The organism is Ideonella flava, from assembly GCF_051857595.1.
GTDB lineage: Bacteria > Pseudomonadota > Gammaproteobacteria > Burkholderiales > Burkholderiaceae_C > Ideonella.
In genome coordinates this window covers 460,709-481,771 of the sequence record NZ_JBPZHD010000001.1, presented here as the reverse complement: position 1 = coordinate 481,771, position 21,063 = coordinate 460,709, and the positions used below count along the sequence as shown (strand labels likewise).

Here is a 21,063-nt window from a genome sequence, read left to right as displayed (position 1 = left end):
AATGGTTCAGGCCGCCGGGTTCAGCGGCGACGAGTGAAGGGGCCGGAGGGCCGGCCGCCATCGAGGTGGCGGAAGGTGATCCGGCCCTTGCTGAGGTCGTAGGGCGACAGCTCGAGCGAGACGCGGTCACCCGCCAGGATGCGGATGTGGTTCTTGCGCATCTTGCCGGCCGTGTAGGCGACCAGGACGTGCCCGTTCTCGAGCACGACGCGGTAGCGCGAATCGGGGAGCACGTCCTCGACGAGCCCGCGCATTTCGATGAGTTCTTCCTTGGCCAATGGTTTCGTCCTTCGTGAATGGAAGCGGTCAGGCGGCGCGCATTTCGCCGAGCCAGGTCATGCCCTGCTCGATGGCGTAGCGGCGGGCGCCGGCCCGGGTGGCAAATTGGGGGATGAAGCGGTACACCCTGTCGTGGGCGCTGGTACCGCTGCCGCTGCGGATGGACAGCGAGGCGGCGTATTCGCCGCTGTCGGTGAGGCGGATGAGGGGTGAGACAAGATACTTGCCCACCGAGAACGTCTTTTCGCGGATGGTGGTCATTCGTTGGCAGCGCCTGGTGGGCGCCAACCATGAAGAGGTGGCATGGGTATCGCGCGTGGCGATTGCCGGATCAGGGGAAACAGGCCTGGTCAAGGCCGACGGTGCCCGGCCTGAAAGGAGTGATGAGGGCCGGATTGGGCTCGCCGCGGTGATGGCATGCCCCGGCAAGGGGCGGGCCCGGTCGGCAGAGGCGGCGGGTGCAGCCGTGGGCTGCGAGGCCGTGTCAGGCGACACGCTGCTGCGAGCTTGGGGGCGGTGTGCCGCCTCTGCCGCAGGCAGGCTGCCACGACAGAGAGCAAAACGCGGCAACACGGCATTGTAGCCGCCATAGCACTTTCGCGCACGGTCCGTTGCGCGAACCTTCTGCGGGGTTGCGATTAAGCAATCTCGCGTAACGCCCCCCTGGTCTGTCGGCGGTCGGCCGGGCGCATCATCGTGGCATCGCAATCGACTTCGGAGATCAGGCATGAGCAAGCGTGATGTGGTGGTACTGGGCGCGGCGCGTTCGGCGATCGGGACCTTCGGCGGTGCGCTGGCCGACATCGAGCCGGCCGAGCTGGCCGGCCAGGTGATGAAGGCGGCGGTCGAGCGCTCCGGCGTCGATCCCAAGGCGATCAACTACGTGACGGTGGGCAACACCATCCCGACCGAGAGCCGCTTCGCCTACGTGGCCCGGGTGGCGTCCATCCAGGCCGGCCTGCCGATGGATTCGGTGGCCATGGCCGTCAACCGCCTGTGTTCGTCCGGGCTGCAGGGCATCGTGACGACGGCGCAGAACATCCTGCTGAGCGACTGCGACTACGGCATCGGCGGCGGGGTCGAGGTGATGAGCCGCGGCGGGTACCTGAGCACTGCCATGCGCACCGGTGCCCGAATGGGCGATACCAAGCTGATCGACACCATGGTGGCGACGCTGACCGACCCGTTCGGCGTCGGCCACATGGGCATCACCGCGGAGAACCTGGTGACCAAGTGGGGCATCACCCGCGAAGAGCAGGACGCACTGGCGGTCGAATCGCACCGGCGCGCGGCGGCCGCCATCGCCGAGGGCCGCTTCAAGAGCCAGATCGTGCCCATCGTCAAGCAGACGAGGAAGGGCGAGGTGGTGTTCGACACCGACGAGCACGTCAAGGCCGGCACGACGATGGAGAGCCTGGCCAAGCTCAAGCCCGCTTTCAAGAAGGACGGCTCGGTGACGGCCGGCAATGCCTCGGGCATCAACGACGGCGCCGCCTTCTTCGTCCTGGCCGACGCCACGGTGGCCGCCAACGCCGGGCACAAGCCGATGGCGCGCCTGGCCGGCTACGCCGTGGCGGGCGTGCCCAACGAGATCATGGGCGAAGGCCCCATCCCGGCCTCCAAGCTGGCGCTGAAGAAGGCCGGCCTCAAGCTGGACCAGATGGACGTCATCGAGAGCAACGAGGCCTTCGCCGCCCAGGCCATCGCGGTGGCGCGGGGGCTGGAGCTCGACATGAAGAAGACCAACCCGAACGGCGGCGCGATCGCCCTCGGCCACCCCATCGGCTGCTCGGGCGCCTTCCTCGCCACCAAGGCGATCTACGAGCTGCAGCGCACCGGGGGCCGCTATGCGCTCGTGACGATGTGCATCGGCGGCGGCCAGGGCATCGCCGCGGTGTTCGAGCGGCTCTGACGGCTTGATTTCAGGCGCGCGCGCCCGGCACCAGCTCCAGCGCCATCCGGCGCGTGCCGCGCAGAAGATCCAGCCGGACGGCGCGGCCGATGCGCTCGCCGCCCAGCAGGCGGTGCAGGGCGTCGACGTCCTCGGTGGGCGTGGCGTCGACCCCGACGATGCGATCGCCCGACTGGACGCCGGCCTGCGCCGCCGGCCCGCCCGGGGTCACCTCGTCGACCCCGACGGCGCTGGCGGTCAGGAGGCCGTGGTGCAACACCGTCCGGCGCGCCAGCGGGACTGTCTGTGCGGCCACGCCCAACCAGGCCCGACGCACCCGGCCGTGGCGCAGCAACTCGCTGGCGACCCAGCGCACCGTGTCCGACGGCACGGCGAAGGACAGGCATTGCGCACCCGCGACGATCGCGGTGTTGACGCCCACGACCTGCCCGCGCGTGTCCAGCAGCGGGCCGCCGGAGTTGCCCGGGTTCAGGCTGGCGTCGGTCTGGATGACGCCCTCGATCAACCGGCCATCGCGCGACCGCAGGCTGCGGCCCAGCGCCGACACCACCCCGGTCGTCACCGTGTGCGACAGGCCCTGAGGGTTGCCGATGGCGATCACCACCTGGCCGACCCGCAGGGCGGCGGAGGGGCCCAGGGCCAGGCAGGGCAGGCCACTGGCCTGCACGCGCAGGAGGGCGAGGTCCGTGGCGACGTCTCCGCCGACCTTCTCGGCCGGCAGCTCGCGGCCATCGTCCAGCGTGGCACGGACTTCGTCGCCAGCCTCGAGCACGTGCTGGTTGGTGACCACGTAGCCATCGGGCGTGAGCAGGAAGCCCGCTCCCGCGCCGCCACGGCCGCCGCGCCGCTGCCGCAATGCCAGCGACACCACGCTGCCGCGGGCGCCCTCCAGCGTCCGGACGACAGCCTGCGAATAAGCGTCGAGCAGGGTCAAGTCGTCGTTCACAGGCCGATCAATCCGCTTCGAAGGCCCTCGCGCACGGCCTCGGCGCGCGTGGCGGCGCCCACCTTGGCGAGGATCTGCGCCACGTGGTACTTGGCCGTGTGCGCCGAGATGCCGAGCACGCCGCCGATGTCGCGGTTGGACAGGCCCTTGCCGAGCAACTCGAAGACCTCGAGCTCGCGAGCCGTGAGCGGCTCATGGGCAGGGCCGTCGACCGCCTGCGGGGCCCAGGCGTGCTCGCGCACGGACAGGCCCTGGAGCACGGCCGCCACGGCCACGCGCAGGCGTTCCGGGTCGGCTTCTGCCGACAGCAGCGCAGAAGGCACGTGCTGGGCAGGCACGCCGTCGTCGGCATGGCCGAGCACGGTGATGCCGTCGTCGAGCAGCACCCAGGCCTCAGCCGGATCGCTGCGCAGGCCCGCGGCCACCTGCCACTCGTCCGACGCGGCGAGGGCCGCCACGGCCCCCTGCACCATCAGCGGCGAGTCGCCGACGACGATGACGCGTGGAAGGCTCACCGCGGCACCTTAGGGCCGTGGCTCGCGGCACCGCCGGACGGGAGGGCGCAAGCGCTCATGGCCGGCAGCCCCCGCCGTGCCACCCGCGCCGCTCGCCTCGTTCCGGCGGCTCGGGCCGCTCACCGACCTCGAGGGCCAGCGTCAACGACTGGCCGCCGCGAACCACGGTCAGCGCCAGGCTGGAGCCCACCTGCAGCCGCGCGCGCAGCCGGTCCAGCGCCGTGGCCGGTTCGTCGCCGGCCCTCACGATGATGTCGCCGACGAGCAGGCCGGCTCGAGCGGCGGGGCCGTCCTCGGCCACCGAGGTGAGCAGCAGGCCCTCGACACGCTCCTCGCCGAGCCGGGCCTGGGCCGGCTGGGCCGCAATGCCGAGGTAGCCCTGGGCGACACGGCCGTGCGCAAGCAACTCGTCCACCACCCGTTCGACGGTGGAGGCCGGCACCACCACGCCATGGTGGCGCGAGAAGGCCGAGCTGCCCACGCCCAGCACCTCGCCTGCGGCGTTGGCCACCGGCGCGCCTTCCATCCCGGGGTAGAGGCCGCCGTCCAGGCGCAGCAACTGGTCGACGGCGCCCCCTTGCCAGGTGCGCCAGGCTCCGCCGACCGCACCCAGGCGGCCGAAGCTCGCGTGCAACAGGCCCGACGGATCCCGCGCCACCGCGAAGACCGCATCGCCGACGCGCGGGTGGGGCGCGTCGGAGGCGACTCGCGCCGCGGGCAAGGCGGTGGCGCCGGTCACGCGCAGGACGGCCAGGTCGGTCGAGGGATCGACGCCGGCCATCTCAGCCGGCAGCGGCTCGCCATCGGCCGCCAGCAGCGAAACCTCGCGCGTGCGCCAGACGAGGCGTGCGCTGGTCACGACGACGCCGTCTCGCCACGCCAGGCCGGTGCCGGTGGCGCGGCGGGTGGAGACGTTGAGGACGGCCGGGGCGACGCGTTCGACGGCGTCGGCCAGCGAGGAGGAGGAGGACGGGTCGGGCGAGGGGGTCATGCGCAATCTCCGGCGTCAGGCATCGGAGTGCATCGTGCGCCGAGCCGCGACCGCGCGCCTCCGCCGGGTGGGCAGGCGCCGGACTGCCCGATCGGGCAGTGCCGTGACGACCAAGATGAGGGTGGCCAGGCGGCTTGCAAGCGCCGCCAGCCGCGGCCTGCAGCCGACCTATTGCGGCGTGGACGGACGCAGGCCCAGCAAGTAGCGTCCCATGGCCTGCAGGTCGGTGCCGACGCGCCGCACGGCGTCGCGCACCTGGTCGGGGCTGGCCACGAAGGCCTGCGCCCAGTCGCCGAGCCGAACGTCGTCGAGCTCTTCCCGGTCGGCTTCGTCTTCGGATTCGTCCGCGGCGCGGCGTGGGGCCGGCGGCGGGCCGCCGGCCAGTCCCATGTCGGAGCAGATCGGCAGGCAGACGTAGAAGCGGGCGCCCTGGCCGGGTTCGGATTCGGCCCAGACGCGGCCGCCATGGCGCTCGGTGATGGAGCGCACCACGCTCAGCCCCAGGCCGTGCCCCGGATAGGACGCGCCGTGGCCGCGGTGGAAGGGCTCGAACAGGCGGTCGGCCTGGCGGGCATCGAAGCCGATGCCGTTGTCGCGCACGCACACGGCGATCTGGTCGCCGTAGCCCTCGGCGAACACCTCGACCCGCCCGCTGGGGTTGCGCTGCGTGAACTTCAGGGCATTGCCGATGAGATTGGTGAACAGTTGCACCAGCAGCGTCTCGTGGCCCCAGACGCGCGGCAGATGGCCCACGTGGACCGGCATGTTGGCGGTCGCCTCGTGGCGACGGTCGAGGATGAGATTGCGCTGCGCCTTGGCCACGCAGCCGGCCAGCGACACGACCTCGCACGAGGCCGGAGGCAGGGCATGCTCGCCCAGCGCCACCAGGCCGTCGACCAGGCCGGTGGCCGCGGCAGCCTCCTCGCGCATCAGCCGCAACATGGTCTCGAGGCGGGCTGGGTCGCCGCGATGCAGCGCGAGTTCGCCCAACGCGGCCAGGTGGGTCATCGAGGCGACGGCGCCGAGCATTTCATGCGCCACGTCGCGGTTGAAGCGCCGCAGGCGCTCCACCTCCTCTCGCAGCGCCTGAAGGTCATGGCTGGTTTCGGCGGGGTGCTTCGGCATCCGCCGATTGTTCATGCGAACGCCGCGGGCCCCTGCGACGGATTCAACGCCAGGGGCCGGTCAATTGAAACAACGGTGCGGGAAAGGGACGTTGCGGGTCAGCGAACCCACCGGCCGGGCGCCTCGCGCCAGCCGTTGCCGTCGCGGCGCCACATGTGCGGCTCGTAGCGATAGCCCGGGCGCGGAGCGTCCCAGCGCCCGCGGATCCAGACATGGCGGCCGCCGTACCAGCCCCAGTAGCCGCCGATCCAGACGGCGCCGGGGTAGGGCGCGACACCCATCACCTCGACCTGGGGCGCTGGCGGTGCAACGCCCACCACGGGGCCGTATTCGTAGCCGTCGTCGGCGTAATAGGGACGGGCCGGGACCACATAGCAACCGGCCAGCAGGGCACTGGCACCGGCTGCGGCGGCCAGCCCGAGGATCGAACGTCTGCGCGTGTTCATGACAGCAACCTTCTTCTCGACTGCAACATGCCCGGCTAACGCCGCGGCATGCGCCCCCGCCGACGGGATCCGTGCGCTTTTACACGTGTTCACCTGAGGTCCGGACAGGGCCGGCGCGAGGGCCTGTGGGGAGTCCTTGGCAAGTGGTGTTCCAGGCGTCCCGACGCTTGATTCGCCTCAACAGTTTCCGATCACCCCTGCCGAAACTGGCTCACGTGAGGCCCGGACCCCATCACTCGAAAACCGGCCCTCAGCTCAGGGAGAACCCATGATCAAGGCTGATCGACGATTGCACGGGACGCACTGGCTCGGTGTTGCGCTGGTCCTGCTGTGCGGTCTCGCGCTGTCTCTGGCCATGAGCCACACGGCGCGGGAGGACACCCGTCGCAACGCCCAGGTGCGCTTCGAGGCGGCGGCGCTGTCCGGCGGCGACGAGGTCGAACGGCGCTTCGAAGCCTATGTCGAGGTCCTGACCGGCCTGCGGGCGCTGTTCAGCACCGGCGAAGTTCCGCGCGAGGCTTTCGCGCTGTACGCCGAATCGCTGGACCTCAAGCGCAGCTTCCCCGGCTTCCAGGTGCTCAACTTCGCGCCGCAGGTGCCGGGCAGCGACCGGCAGGCGTTCGAGCAGTCGCTGCAGCGCGAGCTCGGCGCACCTGCGGGTGGCCGCTACGCGATCACGCCCGCCGGCGAGCGCGACGAGTACCAGCCCATCGCGATGATCGAGCCGCTGGCGGGCAACGAGCGCTACATCGGCAAGGACATCGCCGCCTTCCCCGACGTGCGCAAGGCGCTGGAAAGCGCGCGCGACACCGGGCGGCTCAGTGCCTCCGGCAAGATGATCCAGGTCCGCGGCCAGGAAGGCCAGATCGGGCTGGCGATGCGCCTGCCGGTGTACCGGCCGGGCTTGCCGCTGCAGACGGTCGAGCAGCGCCGCGAGGCCTACGTGGGCAGCGTCGGCGCAGGGTTCCTGGTCACGCGCATGTTGCAGGACCTGCCGGGCATCTCGCCGGAGCTGCGCCTGCGTGTCTTCGATGGTGGCCCCGAGGCGGCCGCGCGGCCGGGCGCCGTGGTCCAGCCCGACAAGCTGTTGTTCGACACCGCCAAGGCCGGCGCAACCGACACCCCGACCGACAAGAACGGGCAGTACCAGGTGCAGTCCTTCCGTCTCGGCGGCCGCGTGTGGCTGGTTGAGTCATCGGCTCCCCTGGACGCCGGCGTCAGTCCTTCCGAGCGCATGCTGCCCGTGGTGATCGTCGCGGGCGGCTGCATCATCAGCGTGCTGCTGGCCGGCGTGCTGCTGAGCCTCATGGGCTCCAAGCGGCGGGCGCTGGGCATTGCGTACGAGATGACGCGAAGCCTTCGCGTCAGCGAACAACGCCTGGCCGAGGCGCAGTCGCTGGCACGGCTCGGCAGCTGGGTGCTGGATGTGGCCAGCGGGCGCATCGAAAGCTCGGGCGAGGCCTGCCGCATCTACGGCAGCCCGCGCGGGCCGATGAGCCTGGCCGGCCTGCTGACCCTCGTGCCCGAGCCCCAGCGAGCGGCCGTGCGTGAAGCGGTCGAGCAGGCGCAGCACTCCATCGTGCCGGTCGAGATCGATCACGCGGTGCGTCCCCTGCACGGCGCGGCGGACGCCGAGCGCTGGGTCCACGTGACGCTGCAGCGGGTGAGCGACGCCGAGGCGGGCGAGAGCCAGCAGGTGCGGGCCACCGTTCGCGACGAGACGGCGCGCCGCAAGGCCGCCCAGCGCCTGGAACTCGAGCACGAGATCGCCAAGCGCCTGGCGGCCGAGGACGATCCCGAGCGCGCCATGGTCTTCGTCATGTCGACCATCGCCACGCAGCTGCATTGGCGGGCGGCAGCCTGCTGGCTGCGCGATGCGGCCGGCGGCGTGCGCTGCCTGCACGCCTGGGCCCAGGGCCTGCCCGAGGATTCGGCGCGCTTTGCCGCGGCCTTCCATTCGCGGATGGAGAGCGGAGGCGAGCTCCACCTGGACCCGGCCTGGTCCAGTGGCCAGCCTACGTGGCGAAGCATCCCGGCCATCGGGGCGACGCAGGACGTGGATCGCCTCGCGGCCGACTTCGACTTGCGGTCGGCCCTGGTCGTCCCGGTGCTGGCCGGCAGGCAGTGCGTGGCGCTGGAGTTCTTCGAGCACGGCGCGCTCGGCACGGACCGCGACATCGAGGGCTTCATGCGCTCGGTCGCCGCGCAGCTTTCCCAGTATCTGCAGCGTCGCCAGGCCGAACAGGCGCTGCGCCACGTGGCCAACCACGATGCGCTGACCGGCCTGGCCAGCCGGGCGCTGCTGCACGACCGCCTGACCCAGGCCACCCAGCGCGCGGGCCAGCTCGGCACGCGCGTTGCGGTGCTGTTCATGGACCTGGACCGCTTCAAGCACGTCAACGACAGCCTCGGCCACAGCGCCGGCGATGCCCTGCTGCGGGTGTGCGGCCAGCGCCTTCGTGAATGCGTGCGCGAGAGCGACACGGTCGCGCGCTTCGGCGGCGACGAGTTCGTGGTGCTGCTCGAGGGCCTTTCCGGCGCCGCCGACGTGGTCGCGCCCTTGTCCAAGGTCCTCAACCGCATCGGCATGCCGGTGGAAATCAACGGCCGCGAGATCACGCCCAGCGCCAGCGTCGGCGTCAGCATGTACCCCGACGACGGGCAGGACGTCGAAGCCCTGCTGATGCACGCCGACGAGGCGATGTACCGGGCCAAGGAAAAGGGCGCCGGCAGCTACGAGTTCCATTCCACGCAGGGCCATTCGCAGGGGCAGCAGCGGCTGGTGCTGGAGAGCAGCCTGCACCGGGCCCTGGAGCGCGAGGAGCTGTACCTGGTCTACCAGCCCAAGATGGAGCTGCGGACCGGACGCATCACCGGCGTGGAGGCGCTGATGCGCTGGCACCATCCGACGCTGGGTATGGTCTCGCCGGCGCAGTTCATCCCCATCGCCGAGGACTCGGGCCTGATCGAGACCATGGGCCAATGGGCTCTCGAGGTCGCCTGCCGCGACGCGCGTCGCTGGCAGGACGAAGGCCACCCGGTGCAGGTCAGCGTCAACCTGTCGCCGCGGCAACTCAATCGTCCGGCCCTGGTGGAAGAGGTGCAGCAGGTGCTGGCGGCGCAGGCGCTGGACGCCCGCTGGCTGGAGCTGGAGATCACCGAGAGCGGCGTCATGCGCAACCCGGCACGCGCGGCGGCCCAGCTGCGCGAGCTGCGGGAGCTGGGCGTGTCGCTGGCCATCGACGACTTCGGCACCGGCTACTCGTCGCTGTCGTACCTTCAGCGTTTCCCTCTGTCGACGCTCAAGATCGACCGCTCCTTCATCAAGGACCTGCCCGGCGACGACGACGCCGCAGCGCTCACGTCCGGGATCATCGGCCTGGCGCAGCGCCTGCGCATGACGGTGGTGGCCGAAGGCGTCGAGACGGTGGAGCAGCTGGGCTTCCTGCGCGCCAGCCATTGCGACCAGATCCAGGGCTTCTTCCTCAGCAAGCCCATCACCGCGGACGAGATGAGCCACTTCCTCGGCCGCGACGTCAGACACCTCTTGAGCCCGGCGGTGGCGGCTTGAGCGCCGCATTCCACCGGGCTTCAGGTGCCCCGCCGGGAGCCTCATCGGGCCGACGGCTTTTCCTCTTGATCCTCAACGCGACTAGGGAGTCTTGACCATGCCCACCCTGCACAACGAACAAGAACAACTCGCCCGATCGAAGGCCGAGATCGAAGCCCTGGACCTTTCCATGGTCCGCCGCAAGCTCGCCCACGAGGGCGAAGGCCCGGGCTGGACCGCGGAGCACGCCGACAAGATCGAACGCGCCTATCGGCAGTTCCTGATGGTGCTGGCCGGTCACCCCGGCACGACGGTCGCACCGACGCGTGACATCGACACCTTCTGGCACGCGCACATCCTCGACACCCGTCAATATGCCGCCGACTGCCAGCGCATCTTCGGCGAGTTCCTTCACCACGATCCTTACCTCGGCCTGCGTGACGACGAGCTCGCACGCGACCACGCCGCCGTGGCCCTTCACGAGTCGTTTGCCAAGGACTTCGGCGAGCAGGTGCCGGCGAACGCGGCGGCCTGGTGCGGCGGCGAAGTGGGCGCCAAGAACGAAGCCGCCTGGTGCGGTGGCGAGGTCGGCGCCAAGAAGAAAGCTGCCTGGTGTGGTGGCGAGGTCGGTGCCAAGAAGCAAGCTGCCTGGTGTGGTGGCGAGGTCGGTGCCAAGAAGCAAGCTGCCTGGTGTGGCGGCGAGGTGGGTGCCAAGAAGGAAGCTGCCTGGTGTGGCGGTGAGGTCGGTGCCAAGAAGGAAGCTGCCTGGTGTGGCGGTGAGGTCGGTGCCAAGAAGGAAGCTGCCTGGTGTGGCGGTGAGGTCGGTGCCAAGAAGGAAGCTGCCTGGTGTGGCGGTGAGGTGAGCGCCAAGAAGGAAGCTGCCTGGTGCGGCGGCGAGGTCGGTGCCAAGAAGGAGGCTGCCTGGTGTGGTGGCGAGGTCGGTGCCAAGAAGGAAGCCGCCTGGTGTGGTGGTGAGGTCGGTGCCAAGAAGGAAGTGGCGGAGCCGGCGCACTGAAGCACGCTCACTCCGGCGGGCGTCAAGGCATCAGCGCCTCGATGCCCGCCGCGAACACCGCGCCGAGCTTGGCATAGCCCCCGGGATTGGGGTGGATCTCGTTGGCCCAGTCGTGGTCGTCGCCGGTGCTGCCCAGGTCCGCCGGCACCAGCGTGCCCTGGGTGTCGACGACCTGGAAGTTGGGCAGGTTCATGCCTCGCATCAGGCCGGTCAGCCGAGACAGGAACAGACGGGTCAGCGCCAGCCACACCGCCTGCGGCACCTCATAGGCCTGCAGGGCCGGGAACAGCCACGGCCCGCTGCCGGCGCCCGCACCCGCATCGCGCGGGGTGATGAAGTCGTAGGTGTGCACGAAGATGGGCACGCCCTGGCTCTGGCTGTCCGGTGAATCGCGCATCGCGATGAATTCCTGGAACTGCGGCGTGATGTGCTGCATGAAGGTTTCCCAGCCCTGCTCGCTGACATAGGACGAGGCGCGGTCCGGATCGCCGCCGCGCTCCTCGGGCGTCAGCAGCGCGCGCAGGAAGGGGGGCACCGGCAGGCCCTGCCCATCCACGAAGGGCACGCGGATGAAGTCGATCAGGTCATTGCCGCCCGGCGACAGCAGGATCGCATCCCAACGCCAGGCCATGGGCCCGAACAGCAGGTTGGCGAACAAGGGTTCGCGCCGCTTGTCGACCATGTGGTGCAGCACGTCGCCCGGATGGGCGCAGTTGACGACGCAGCTGTCCTTCTCGAACGCCATGCCGTCCATCATGTTGCCGGTCAGGGTTGGGTTCGCGGAGCCGAACGAGAACCACGAGTCCCCCTGGGCGAGAAAGCGGCGAGGGTGCTGAGGGAAGTCGTCGGCGCCCTGTCGACCGAGCATCACGTCCAGCGGCGAGTACTGCCTCAGCGGGAACGACATGGCACGCACCTCCTTGCACAGGCCACTCTACGCCGCAGGTCCTGGCCGGCCATCCAGCAGCTTAGGGAAGTAAAGCTTCTTTGCCGCTTCGGTTTCAGCTGTCATGTGCCGCGCAGACGGCGCAACGCAGGGGCAATGCGGCCTCGTGAGCATGAGGCCCAGCGCATCAGGTCGATGCGTCGCAATCGAAGCAAAAGGAGTCTTCTCATGCAGAACAAGCAATTCGCGATCGCCAAGCTGGCGTTGGGCGCGACCCTGTTGGCTGGCGCGATCGGCGCGGCGCAGGCCGAGGGGATCTATGTGGGCGGCGGCGTGGGCGTGCCCGACTACCACAGCAGCATCAACGGCGTGGTGGGCGGCGGTAGCGGCACCGGTGTGAACTTGTACGGCGGCTATCAGTTCAACCCCAACTTCGCGGTCGAACTGGGCGCCTACGAGCTCGGCCACATCGACAACTCCACCGGCAAGGCCAACGTGCGTGGCGCGTACCTGGATGCCGTGGGCTCCTATCCGCTGAACGAGCGCTTTTCGCTGCTGGGCTCGGCGGGTGTGGCGCAGGGACGATTCGACACGACCAACGGCGATGACTCGAGTTCAGCCTTCAAGCTGGGCGCCGGTGTGCAGTACCAGCTGACGCCGGCCCTGGGCCTGCGGGCGAAGTACGACCGCTACATGTACACCAACGCCTACGAGCAGAAGCCGGGCATCGGCGAGACCACGGTCGGCCTGAACTTCAAGTTCTGATTGCCCCAGGGCGGGGCCGCGCCCAGCGCCGCCCCACCAACGCTGCCAGGCGGCGGCCGGTCGAGTGATGTGCTGTTGTCCAATAGCGGAATGAGCGCCCCGCACGATGACGACGATGCCGCACAGCAACGCGAGACCGACCGCCGCCTGACCGAGCTGGAGATCAAGGCCAGCTTCAGCGAAGACCTGATCGACCACCTCAACGCCGCCATCGTGCGGCAACAGCAGCAGATCGACCTGCTCACGCGCGAGCTGATGCACCTGCGGGAGCAGGTGCCCAGCGACAGCGCGGGCACGCCACGGAGCCTGCGCGACGAGCTGCCGCCGCACTACTGACTGTCCACGGGGCCGGCTGCGAACAAGCCGCGCAGGGCCGCTCGCGCCCGGCGATACAGTGCGGCGGATGGTGACGAACTCCCCCCTATCCCTGGATCCCGCACCGCACGCCGCGGAGATCGACCTCGACGCCCTGCCGGGCAACGCCATCCGCCGGATGCAGCAGATTGCCGTCGCGATCTTCCTGCAGGAGGCCGAATCCACCGGCATCACGCCCGTGCAGTTCGCGGCGCTCCAGGCCCTGGCCAACAGCCCCAGGGTCGATCAGCGCACGCTGTCGCGCTCGATCGGCTTCGACACCTCCACCATCGCCAGCGTGATCGACCGCCTCGAAGCCCGCGGCCTGGTGCAACGCAGCCTGGATCCGGCCGATCGGCGGGTGCGCCTGCTGGCGCTCACGCCCGAGGGCGAGGCCATGCTGGCCCGGGTGGTGCCGGCGATGCAACGTGCGCAGGAGCGCATGTTGCAGCCGCTGCCGCCGCCCGAGCGGGCCGAGTTCATGCGCATGCTCCTGACCCTGGTGCGCGGCAACAACGCCTTCAGCCGGGCCCCGGCGGGCGCCGATGGGGTCTGAGCTGCGCGTGCCGCCTTGGCGGGATCCAAAGTCCTGCAGTACGCTGCGGCGATCCGCATCCCACGGGGGCAGTCCATGAAGCAACGGCAGGTCGACGTCGCCATCATCGGCGCAGGCACGGCGGGCATGACGGCCTACCGTTCTGCCTTGGCGCACACGCGCAACGTGGTCGTCATCGAGGGCGGCCCCTACGGCACCACCTGCGCCCGGGTGGGCTGCATGCCCAGCAAGTTGTTGATCGCCGCGGCAGAGGCTGCCCACACGGCCACACATTCGAGCGCGTTCGGCGTGCATTGCGGGCCGGTGCGCATCGACGGCGAGGCCGTGATGCGCAGGGTGCGCGAAGAGCGCGACCGCTTCGTCGGCTTCGTGCTCGAGGCGGTCGAGCAGTGGCCCGCCGAGCACCGGCTGCACGGCTTCGCCCGCTTCGTCGACGACCACCTGCTGCAGGTGGGTGAGCACACCCGGGTGCAGGCCGACCGCATCGTCATCGCCACCGGCTCGCATCCCAGCGTGCCCGTGCAGTGGCGCGAGGCGGCGGGCGACCGGCTGCTGGTCAACGACGATGTCTTCGCGTGGAACACGCTGCCGAAGTCGGTCGCGGTGCTCGGTGCCGGCGTCATCGCGCTGGAGCTCGCGCAGGCCCTGCATCGCCTGGGCGTGCGGATCCGGCTGTACGGCCGCAGTGGCCGCATCGGCCCATTGACGGACCCGGCCCTGCAGGCGCTGACGCGCGAGGTCTTCAGCGCCGAGCTGCCGCTCCAGCTGGAGGCCAAGAACCTGCACCTGCGGCGCGAGGGCGAAGAGGTGATCGTGCAGACGGAGGCCGGCGAGGAGCGCTTCGAATGGGTCCTCGCCGCCGCCGGCCGTGCGCCGAACCTGCGCCAGCTGGGCCTGGAGAACACCCATCTGCCGCTGGATGCCCAAGGCGTGCCTCGCTTCGATCGCCGCACCGGGCAGATCGGCGACAGCCACGTCTTCATCGCCGGTGACGCCAACAGCGAAGTCGAGCTGTTGCACGAGGCTGCCGATGAAGGCCGCATCGCCGGCGACAACGCCGGGCGCTTTCCGGATGTCCGCGAGCGGCCTCGCCGGGCGCCGCTGGCGGTGGCCTTCACCGACCCGCAGATCATGGTTGCCGGCCGCAGCCACCTCGAGCTGGGGCATGACGGCTTGGCCTTCGAGACGGGCGAGGTCTCGTTCGAAGACCAGGGGCGCAGCCGGGTGATGCTGAAGAACCACGGCGCCCTGCGCGTGTATGCCGAGCACGGCACGGGCCGCCTGCTGGGCGCCGAGATGCTCGGCCCGGCGGCCGAGCACCTGGGCCACCTTCTGAGCTGGTCGATCCAGCGCGGGGACACGGTGCAGCAGATGCTGGACAGCCCCTTCTACCACCCGGTGGTGGAAGAGGGCTTGCGCACCGCGCTGCGGATCGTGCAGCGCGCGCTTCGAATGGGCCCGCCGCCGGTGGAGCGGTGCCTCGATTGCGGGCCGGGTGCCTGAGTCTCGTTCAGGGCCTGGCCGCTGCCGGCGTCACGCCTCGTACAGCGCCGCGGCCTGCCTCAGCCCCTCGGCGAGCCGCTGGCGCAACTCCATCGGCGCCAGCACCTCGCCCTGGTCGCCCAGGCGCAGCAGCTCGCGTGCGGCGTGCTCGACTGATTCGATAGGCACCTCGGTCTCCACCCAGCCTTCGCGCTCGCACGGCCTGGCGTGGGCCAGGGCGGACTCGGCGATGCGGGTGCCCATCTGGGTCAGGCGGCTCATGCCGCGCTCGGTGACGCGCAGAGTGGCGCTGGCGCGGTAGAGCTCGTCCTCGAAGCGGGCCGTGGACTCCGCCCACCAGGCGGGCAGGGCGAATGCCTTGGGCGGCGAGAAGTGCTCGGGCAGCAGCTCCAGCGTCTGGATGGCATCGACCCGGTGGATGCGCGGCTCGGCATCGGCGCGTGCGCTGCGGGCGACGAGATACCAGCGGCCCGACTTGAGCACCAGGCCCAGCGGCTCCACCGTCCGCTCGGCCACCTGGCGCCAGCTCTCGTAGCGCATGCGGATTCTCTGGCGGCTCCAGACGGCGGTAGCAACCTCGCGCAGGTGCGGCGAGGGCACGGCCGCGTGGTACCAGTCCGCCGGATCCAAATGGAAGCAGCTGGCGACCTGGTCGGCATCGCTGCGCCAGCCGTCTGGCAGGGCGGCCATGAGCTTGAGCTGCGCGGAGGCCATCGCCTCGCCGAGGCCCAGTTCGGCGGCCGGGCCGGGCAGGCCGGCGAGGAACACCGCGCGTGCTTCCGGCACGGTGAGGCCGGTGAGCTGCGTGCGCCATCCGGCCTGCAACTCGAAGCCCCCCAGCCGCCCGTTCTCGGCCCAGATCGGCACGCCGGAGGCGCTCAGGTGATCGACGTCGCGGTAGATGGTCCGCACAGAGACCTCCAGCGCATCTGCCAGCGTTTGCGCGTTCAAGCGGCCGCGGGTCTGCAGCAGCATCAGGATGGACAGGAGTCGACTGGCTTTCATGGATCGGCAGGTTTGGAGTTCACCGGGGCTTCGACAGGCTCAGCCCGAATTCCCACCGTTCGCCCTGAGCCTGTCGAAGGGAAGTGCGCGGCACAAGGAGGCTTCGACAAGCTCAGCCCGAACGGGGAGGGGAGTCTCATCGCGTATGGATCTCGGTCCCATCTCGAACTCCAGCTCCGCTCGCGTTGAGGTTTCCACTTCCGTTCGCCCTGAGCCTGTCGAAGGGCTCAGGAGCACGTCGCTGGCTTCGACAGGCTCAGCCCGAACGGGGAGGGGGCCCCATCGCGTATGGATCTCGGTCCCATCTCGAACTCCAGCTCCGCTCGCGTTGAGCTTTCCACTGCCGTTCGCCCTGAGCCTGTCGAAGGGCCCAGGGGCACGTCGCTGGCTTCGACAGGCTCAGACCGAACGGGGAGGGGAGTCTCATCACCAATGGATCGCGGTCCCATCTCGAAACTCCAGCTTCGTTCGCACTGAGCTTTCCACACCGCTCGCCCTCAGCCTGTCGAAGGGCCGCGTGCGCACCCCTGGTCCGAAAGTCTGACATACCTTGTCAGCATTCGCCGCGCACGATGGCGGCCATGAACTACCAAGAGCCATCACTTTCGGTCATCGAACTGCGCCGCTACCGGATGAAGTCCGGCCGGCGGGACGATCTCGTGGCGCTGTTCGAGCGCGAATTCATCGAGCCGCAGGCGGCGGTGGGGATGCCCGTGCTGGGCATCTTCAGGGAGGCTGGAGATCCGGACCGGTTCACGTGGTTGCGCGGCTACGCCAGCATGGCGACCCGCGAGAAGGCGCTGAACGCGTTCTACGGCGGCCCGGTGTGGAAGGCGCACCGCGAGGCGGCCAACGCGACGATGGAAGATTCCGACGACGTGCTGCTTCTGCGCCCGATCGCGGGCCTTCCCGGCCTCGGCCTGGCCGGCCGTCACGGGCCTGCCCGGGACTGGCGGGCGGTCGTGCTGCCATTGGCCGAGGCCTTGGGAGACGACCTGCGCGAGCGTGTCGTGCGGCCTTGGCTCGAAGTGTGCCGCGACGCCGGTGCGCAGCTGCCCGCGGTCTTCGAGACCGAGCCCTCGCCCAACAACTTCCCCCGCCTGCCGGTGCGCAGCGATGGACCGGTGCTGGTGCTGCTGGCCACCTGGCGGCACGAACTGCCGGTGCCCGGCCTCGCCGCCTTCGGCCGCTGGCTGCGTGCCGATCCGCTCGTGCTCGACCTGCTGCCGACGCCCCGATCACCCCGCGCCTGAGCGCTGCTTCCACCCTGCAAGGAGACCTTGATGCCCACCCTCCATGACCTCACCGCCGCCCACGAAGGCACCTGCCACGACTTCGACCCGCTGTTCGGCGACTGGCGCGTGCACCACCGCCGCCTGCGCGAACGCCTGGCCGGTTGCACCGAGTGGGAGCTGTTCGAGGGCGTGAGCCACATGCAGCCGCTGATGGGCGGCCAGGGCAACGTCGACCACAACGTGCTGGACCTGCCGGCCGGCCGCTACCGGGCCTCGACGATCCGCTGCTGGGATCCCGTGCACAAGCACTGGTCGATCTGGTGGCTGGATGCCCGCTTCCCCGGGCAGATCGACGTGCCGATGGTCGGCCGCTTCGAGGGCGGCGACGGCGTCTTCTACGCCGACGACAGCTTGCGCGGCCAGCCCATCAAGGTGCGCTTCCTGTGGCTGCGCACGACCACCCCCACGCCGCGCTGGGAGCAGGCCTTCTCCACCGACGGCGGCAAGACCTGGGAGACGAACTGGGAGATGGATTTCGAGCGGATCGGGTGAGCCCGGCCGCTGCGGGGACCTCCCTGGACGGCCCAGCGGTGCCGGCCTGTGTCACCCATTCGCCGTGATCGTCTCGATCTCGGTCTGCAGCTCCAGCCAGCGCTCCTCCAGCATGGAGGTCTCGGCCTGGATGTGGGCGAGGCGGCGGCCCAGTTCGGCGAATTGCTCGCCGGTCTGGCCGGGGGCGGCCAGTTGCGCCTCGACCTCGTTCTTCTCGCCGTGAAGTTTCTCCAGCCGCTTGTCCAGCGCGGCGACCTCGTTGCGCAGGGGCCGGGTCTTGTCGGCCAGGCGCGAGCGGGCCAGCGCCGCGGCCTTGCGGTCGTCGCGGTTGCCGGCAGGGGCGGGGGCCGGTGCCGCGGCGGGCGTTGCGGCCTTGGGGGCCGGCGCCGGGGCAGGTGCCGCAGCCTGCGTGCCTTTGCCTGACAGGGCCCGAGCGGCCTCGCGGCTGCGCTCCAGCAGCCAGCGCTGGTAGTCGTCCAGGTCGCCGTCGAAGGAGCTGAGCTTGCCGTCGGCGACCAGCCAGAACTCGTCGCAGACCTCGCGCAGCAGGGCGCGGTCGTGGCTGACCAGCATGACGCTGCCCTCGAACTCGTTGAGCGCCATCGACAGCGCCTCGCGGGTGTTCAGGTCCAGGTGGTTGGTCGGCTCGTCCAGCAGCAGCAGGTTGGGGCGCTGCCAGACCAGCGAGCCCAGCACCAGGCGGGCCTTCTCGCCGCCCGAGAGCGTGCCTATGGATTGGTGGACCATCTCACCGACGAAGCGGAACTGGCCGAGGAAGTCGCGCAGCTCCTGCTCGCGCGCATCCGGCCCGGCCGTGCGTGCCAGCCGCACCATGTGCTGCAGCGGCGTGTCGTCGGCGTGCAGCAGGTCCATCTCCTGCTGCGCGAAGTAGCCGATCGCCAGGCCCTTGCCTTCGGTGATGGTGCCGGCCAGCGCGGGATGCTCGCGGGCGATCGTCTTGACGAAGGTGGACTTGCCCTGGCCGTTGGCCCCGAGGATGCCGATGCGCTGCCCCGCGAGCACGGTGCGGTCGATGTTATGGACGATGGGCTTGTCGCTCCCGTCCTCGTTGCCGTGCTTGTATCCGCAGACCACGTCTCGCAGCGCAAGCATCGGGTTCGGCAGGTTGTTCGGCTCTCGGAACTCGAAGCTGAAGTCGCTGGCGGTGAGCACCGGCGCGAGCTTCTCCATTCGCGCCAGGGCCTTGACCCGGCTCTGGGCCTGTTTGGCCTTGGTCGCCTTGGCCTTGAAGCGGTCGATGAAGCGCTGCAGGTGGGCGATGCGCTCCTGCTGCTTCGCGAAGGCCGAGGCCTGCTGCGAAAGGCGCTCGGACCGCATCTCCTCGAAGGTGGTGTAGTTGCCGCCGTAGCGGGTCAGCTTGGCGTCGTCGAGGTGCAGCGTGACGCCGGTGATGGCGTCGAGGAACTCGCGGTCGTGGCTGATGACCAGCAGGGTGCCGGCGTAGCGCTGCAGCCAGCCTTCGAGCCAGACCAGGGCATCCAGGTCCAGGTGGTTGGTGGGCTCATCCAGGAGCAGCAGGTCGGCCGGGCACATCAGCGCGCGTGCCAGCTGCAGCCGCATGCGCCAGCCGCCCGAGAAGCTGTTGACCGGCGCGTCGAGCTGCTCCTTCCTGAAACCGAGGCCCAGCAGCAGGGTCTGCGCTCGCGAGCGGGCATCGAAGGCGCCCGCCTCCTCGAGCGCCAGATGCGCGTGCGCCATGGCCTCGCCGTCGTCGGCGGCTTCGGCCTGCGCCAGCTCGGCCTGGGCCTCGACCAGCGGGATGTCGCCCTGGAGCACGAACTCGGTCGCCGGGTCGTCGGTCTCGGGCATGCTCTGGGCGACCTCGCCCATGCGCCACCGCGGCGGCATCTCGAAGTCGCCCGCATCGGCATGCAGGCGACCGGCCACGAGGGCGAACAGGCTGGACTTGCCCGCGCCATTGCGGCCGACGAGGCCGACCTTCTCGCCGGGGTTGAGGGTCACGGAGGCGCTGTCGAGCACGACCTTGGTGCCGCGCCGCAGCGTCAGGTTGCGAAGAGTGATCATCGGGAGAGGGTGGTCAGCGCTTGGCGCGTCACCAGAAGGACGTGGTCATCGCCGGCGCTGGTGGGCAGCCACACGACGTCGAGCGAAGGAAAGGCAGCCTCGAAGTGCTCGCGCTCGTGGCCGATCTCGAGCACCAGCACGGCTTCGGGGGTCATGTGCGCTGGCGCTTCGCGCAGCAGCTTGCGGACGAAATCCATGCCGTCCTCGCCACCGGCCAGGGCCAGCACCGGCTCGGCACGGTACTCGGCCGGCAGCGCGGCCATCGAGGCCGAGTTGACGTAGGGCGGGTTGCAGAGGATGAGGTCGAAGGGCGGCTGGCCGGCGACAGCGGCGAGGCCGTCGCCTTGCGCGAGGGTGACGCGATCGGCCAGCTCGTGGCGGCGCACGTTGGTGCGCGCGACGGCCAGCGCGTCTTCGGAGAGATCGGCCGCGACGACGCCGATGTCCGGCCAGGCCATGGCGGCCAGCACGGCGAGGCTGCCGTTGCCGGTGCACAGGTCCAGCACGCGCTGGGTCTCGGCGCCGAGCCAGGGGTCTATCGTGGCTTCGGCGATGCACTCGGCGATCAGCGAACGCGGCACGATGACACGCTCGTCGACGCTGAACGGCACGCCCTGCAGCCAGGCCTCGCCGGTGAGGTAGGCCGCAGGCTTGCGGGTGCTGATGCGGCGCTCGACCAGGGCCCGGGCGGCCGCGGCCTTGCCCTCGGTGACAGCCTGGTCGGCGACCATGTCGAGGCCATCCAGCGGCTGGCCCAGCGCCCAGAGCACCAGCCAGGCGGCTTCGTCGAAGGCGTTGGTCGTGCCGTGGCCAAACGAAACGCCCGCCTGTTCGAGGCGGGCGGTCATCTGTTCGATGAGTTCGAGGGTGGTCATGCTTGTCTTCGTGTGGCAACCGGTATTGGACTACGAATGAACCCCGCCTTCGCCGCCCCCGCGCCAGGGTCGGACGCGGCCGTACGGTCGGTGACAAATGTCGCAGCCTCATCGGCGAATCGTTAGCCAAGCATCATGACCCTTCGCACGCCGGCCGGAATCATGCCGCCCATGAAAGACATGAACAGATGGCGCCGATTGAATGGCTTGTGGCTGACCTTGTCGCTGACGATCAGCGCCTGCGGCGGGGGTGGCTCGGGCCATGAGCCCGTCGGGTCGGCACCGCCGCCACCCGCCCCCGCTCCGTCCCCGTCCCCGTCCCCGTCCCCGTCCCCGTCCCCGTCCCCGTCTCCGTCTCCGTCTCCGTCTCCATCCCCGTCGCCATCGCCATCGCCATCGCCATCGCCATCGCCATCGCCATCGCCATCGCCATCGCCATCGCCATCGCCATCGCCATCGCCATCGCCATCGCCATCGCCATCGCCATCGCCATCGCCATCGCCATCG

At 70.1% G+C, this 21,063-nt stretch carries 21 protein-coding genes; 9 read left to right on the top strand and 12 right to left on the bottom strand.

What is annotated here, in order from left to right; translation table 11 throughout:
- Window positions 1–20: 20 nt before the first annotated feature.
- Together infA and ACS5PM_RS02125 are read right to left on the bottom strand one after the other, a co-directional pair.
- Entirely contained in the window at window positions 21–278 is a 258-nt protein-coding gene (gene infA, locus ACS5PM_RS02130) for a translation initiation factor IF-1 (RefSeq protein WP_439384923.1), read from the bottom strand.
- Between the two features lie 28 nt (window positions 279–306).
- Window positions 307–540, bottom strand: coding sequence for a DUF6566 family protein (locus ACS5PM_RS02125; protein ID WP_439384921.1), 234 nt, complete (start codon window positions 538–540; stop codon window positions 307–309).
- A 466-nt stretch (window positions 541–1,006) separates the two neighbouring features.
- Between ACS5PM_RS02125 and ACS5PM_RS02120 the strand changes: the two genes are divergently transcribed.
- Complete coding sequence (locus ACS5PM_RS02120; protein WP_439384919.1) at window positions 1,007–2,191, top strand: acetyl-CoA C-acyltransferase family protein; 1,185 nt, start codon at window positions 1,007–1,009, stop codon at window positions 2,189–2,191.
- A gap of 10 nt (window positions 2,192–2,201) precedes the next feature.
- Here ACS5PM_RS02120 and ACS5PM_RS02115 read toward each other — a convergent pair whose 3' ends face one another.
- From ACS5PM_RS02115 to ACS5PM_RS02095, 5 genes are all read right to left on the bottom strand, one after another.
- On the bottom strand, window positions 2,202–3,137 hold the full coding sequence (locus ACS5PM_RS02115; RefSeq protein ID WP_439384917.1) for a S1C family serine protease: 936 nt from the start codon (window positions 3,135–3,137) through the stop codon (window positions 2,202–2,204).
- Complete coding sequence (locus ACS5PM_RS02110) at window positions 3,134–3,652, bottom strand: LuxR C-terminal-related transcriptional regulator (RefSeq protein WP_439384915.1); 519 nt, start codon at window positions 3,650–3,652, stop codon at window positions 3,134–3,136. The genes ACS5PM_RS02115 and ACS5PM_RS02110 overlap by 4 nt, the downstream gene beginning before the upstream one ends.
- Before the next feature lie 55 nt (window positions 3,653–3,707).
- Window positions 3,708–4,643 (bottom strand): S1C family serine protease, encoded by a 936-nt coding sequence (locus ACS5PM_RS02105; protein ID WP_439384913.1) that lies wholly within the window; start codon window positions 4,641–4,643, stop codon window positions 3,708–3,710.
- Window positions 4,644–4,811: 168 nt separating this feature from the next.
- On the bottom strand, window positions 4,812–5,768 hold the full coding sequence (locus ACS5PM_RS02100) for an ATP-binding protein (RefSeq protein WP_439384911.1): 957 nt from the start codon (window positions 5,766–5,768) through the stop codon (window positions 4,812–4,814).
- Window positions 5,769–5,866: 98 nt separating this feature from the next.
- Window positions 5,867–6,214, bottom strand: coding sequence for a hypothetical protein (locus tag ACS5PM_RS02095; protein WP_439384909.1), 348 nt, complete (start codon window positions 6,212–6,214; stop codon window positions 5,867–5,869).
- A 268-nt stretch (window positions 6,215–6,482) separates the two neighbouring features.
- Here ACS5PM_RS02095 and ACS5PM_RS02090 point away from each other — a divergent pair, with 268 nt between their 5' ends.
- Both ACS5PM_RS02090 and ACS5PM_RS02085 read left to right on the top strand, forming a co-directional pair.
- Complete coding sequence (locus ACS5PM_RS02090) at window positions 6,483–9,785, top strand: bifunctional diguanylate cyclase/phosphodiesterase (protein WP_439384907.1); 3,303 nt, start codon at window positions 6,483–6,485, stop codon at window positions 9,783–9,785.
- A 97-nt stretch (window positions 9,786–9,882) separates the two neighbouring features.
- On the top strand, window positions 9,883–10,779 hold the full coding sequence (locus tag ACS5PM_RS02085; protein WP_439384905.1) for a glycine-rich domain-containing protein: 897 nt from the start codon (window positions 9,883–9,885) through the stop codon (window positions 10,777–10,779).
- A gap of 22 nt (window positions 10,780–10,801) precedes the next feature.
- On the opposite strand, the gene ACS5PM_RS02080 is transcribed toward ACS5PM_RS02085, so the two are convergent.
- Window positions 10,802–11,686 (bottom strand): hypothetical protein, encoded by an 885-nt coding sequence (locus tag ACS5PM_RS02080; protein WP_439384903.1) that lies wholly within the window; start codon window positions 11,684–11,686, stop codon window positions 10,802–10,804.
- 207 nt (window positions 11,687–11,893) lie between these two features.
- Between ACS5PM_RS02080 and ACS5PM_RS02075 the strand changes: the two genes are divergently transcribed.
- From ACS5PM_RS02075 to ACS5PM_RS02060, 4 genes are all read left to right on the top strand, one after another.
- Complete coding sequence (locus ACS5PM_RS02075; RefSeq protein ID WP_439384901.1) at window positions 11,894–12,430, top strand: outer membrane beta-barrel protein; 537 nt, start codon at window positions 11,894–11,896, stop codon at window positions 12,428–12,430.
- A 90-nt stretch (window positions 12,431–12,520) separates the two neighbouring features.
- Window positions 12,521–12,766, top strand: a complete 246-nt coding sequence (locus ACS5PM_RS02070) for a SlyX family protein (RefSeq protein WP_439384900.1) — start codon at window positions 12,521–12,523, stop codon at window positions 12,764–12,766.
- A gap of 67 nt (window positions 12,767–12,833) precedes the next feature.
- A complete protein-coding gene (locus ACS5PM_RS02065) occupies window positions 12,834–13,340 on the top strand; it encodes a MarR family winged helix-turn-helix transcriptional regulator (protein ID WP_439384898.1) in 507 nt (168 codons plus the stop codon).
- 75 nt (window positions 13,341–13,415) lie between these two features.
- A complete protein-coding gene (locus tag ACS5PM_RS02060; RefSeq protein ID WP_439384896.1) occupies window positions 13,416–14,843 on the top strand; it encodes a dihydrolipoyl dehydrogenase in 1,428 nt (475 codons plus the stop codon).
- A gap of 30 nt (window positions 14,844–14,873) precedes the next feature.
- Here the strand turns inward: ACS5PM_RS02060 and ACS5PM_RS02055 are convergent, their stop codons facing one another.
- Window positions 14,874–15,848 (bottom strand): helix-turn-helix transcriptional regulator, encoded by a 975-nt coding sequence (locus ACS5PM_RS02055; RefSeq protein ID WP_439384894.1) that lies wholly within the window; start codon window positions 15,846–15,848, stop codon window positions 14,874–14,876.
- A 581-nt stretch (window positions 15,849–16,429) separates the two neighbouring features.
- On the opposite strand from ACS5PM_RS02055, the gene ACS5PM_RS02050 reads away from it, so the two are divergent.
- On the top strand, window positions 16,430–17,101 hold the full coding sequence (locus ACS5PM_RS02050) for an NIPSNAP family protein (protein ID WP_439384892.1): 672 nt from the start codon (window positions 16,430–16,432) through the stop codon (window positions 17,099–17,101).
- Between the two features lie 30 nt (window positions 17,102–17,131).
- Complete coding sequence (locus tag ACS5PM_RS02045) at window positions 17,132–17,635, top strand: DUF1579 domain-containing protein (RefSeq protein WP_439384890.1); 504 nt, start codon at window positions 17,132–17,134, stop codon at window positions 17,633–17,635.
- 51 nt (window positions 17,636–17,686) lie between these two features.
- Here ACS5PM_RS02045 and ACS5PM_RS02040 read toward each other — a convergent pair whose 3' ends face one another.
- The 3 genes from ACS5PM_RS02040 to ACS5PM_RS02030 form a co-directional block, all read right to left on the bottom strand.
- Window positions 17,687–19,681 carry an ABC-F family ATP-binding cassette domain-containing protein gene (locus ACS5PM_RS02040; protein WP_439384888.1) on the bottom strand — a complete coding sequence of 665 codons (1,995 nt, stop codon included), beginning with the start codon at window positions 19,679–19,681 and terminating at the stop codon, window positions 17,687–17,689.
- Window positions 19,678–20,556 (bottom strand): 50S ribosomal protein L3 N(5)-glutamine methyltransferase, encoded by an 879-nt coding sequence (gene prmB / locus ACS5PM_RS02035; protein WP_439384886.1) that lies wholly within the window; start codon window positions 20,554–20,556, stop codon window positions 19,678–19,680. The genes ACS5PM_RS02040 and prmB overlap by 4 nt, the downstream gene beginning before the upstream one ends.
- A 232-nt stretch (window positions 20,557–20,788) precedes the next feature.
- The coding region (locus ACS5PM_RS02030; protein ID WP_439384884.1) for a hypothetical protein at window positions 20,789–21,063 on the bottom strand (275 nt) is incomplete at its 5' end.

Excerpts from the sequence above, each read along its gene's own strand:
- prmB (WP_439384886.1), bottom strand. The coding sequence starts at position 20,556 with ATGACCACCCTCGAACTCATCGAACAGATGACCGCCCGCCTCGAACAG.
- ACS5PM_RS02045 (WP_439384890.1), top strand. The coding sequence starts at position 17,132 with ATGCCCACCCTCCATGACCTCACCGCCGCCCACGAAGGCACCTGCCAC.
- ACS5PM_RS02125 (WP_439384921.1), bottom strand. The coding sequence starts at position 540 with ATGACCACCATCCGCGAAAAGACGTTCTCGGTGGGCAAGTATCTTGTC.
- ACS5PM_RS02060 (WP_439384896.1), top strand. The coding sequence starts at position 13,416 with ATGAAGCAACGGCAGGTCGACGTCGCCATCATCGGCGCAGGCACGGCG.
- ACS5PM_RS02095 (WP_439384909.1), bottom strand. The coding sequence starts at position 6,214 with ATGAACACGCGCAGACGTTCGATCCTCGGGCTGGCCGCCGCAGCCGGT.
- ACS5PM_RS02075 (WP_439384901.1), top strand. The coding sequence starts at position 11,894 with ATGCAGAACAAGCAATTCGCGATCGCCAAGCTGGCGTTGGGCGCGACC.
- ACS5PM_RS02080 (WP_439384903.1), bottom strand. The coding sequence starts at position 11,686 with ATGTCGTTCCCGCTGAGGCAGTACTCGCCGCTGGACGTGATGCTCGGT.
- ACS5PM_RS02085 (WP_439384905.1), top strand. The coding sequence starts at position 9,883 with ATGCCCACCCTGCACAACGAACAAGAACAACTCGCCCGATCGAAGGCC.
- ACS5PM_RS02050 (WP_439384892.1), top strand. The coding sequence starts at position 16,430 with ATGAACTACCAAGAGCCATCACTTTCGGTCATCGAACTGCGCCGCTAC.
- ACS5PM_RS02055 (WP_439384894.1), bottom strand. The coding sequence starts at position 15,848 with ATGAAAGCCAGTCGACTCCTGTCCATCCTGATGCTGCTGCAGACCCGC.
- ACS5PM_RS02105 (WP_439384913.1), bottom strand. The coding sequence starts at position 4,643 with ATGACCCCCTCGCCCGACCCGTCCTCCTCCTCCTCGCTGGCCGACGCC.
- ACS5PM_RS02120 (WP_439384919.1), top strand. The coding sequence starts at position 1,007 with ATGAGCAAGCGTGATGTGGTGGTACTGGGCGCGGCGCGTTCGGCGATC.
- ACS5PM_RS02070 (WP_439384900.1), top strand. The coding sequence starts at position 12,521 with ATGAGCGCCCCGCACGATGACGACGATGCCGCACAGCAACGCGAGACC.
- ACS5PM_RS02065 (WP_439384898.1), top strand. The coding sequence starts at position 12,834 with ATGGTGACGAACTCCCCCCTATCCCTGGATCCCGCACCGCACGCCGCG.
- ACS5PM_RS02040 (WP_439384888.1), bottom strand. The coding sequence starts at position 19,681 with ATGATCACTCTTCGCAACCTGACGCTGCGGCGCGGCACCAAGGTCGTG.
- ACS5PM_RS02100 (WP_439384911.1), bottom strand. The coding sequence starts at position 5,768 with ATGCCGAAGCACCCCGCCGAAACCAGCCATGACCTTCAGGCGCTGCGA.
- ACS5PM_RS02090 (WP_439384907.1), top strand. The coding sequence starts at position 6,483 with ATGATCAAGGCTGATCGACGATTGCACGGGACGCACTGGCTCGGTGTT.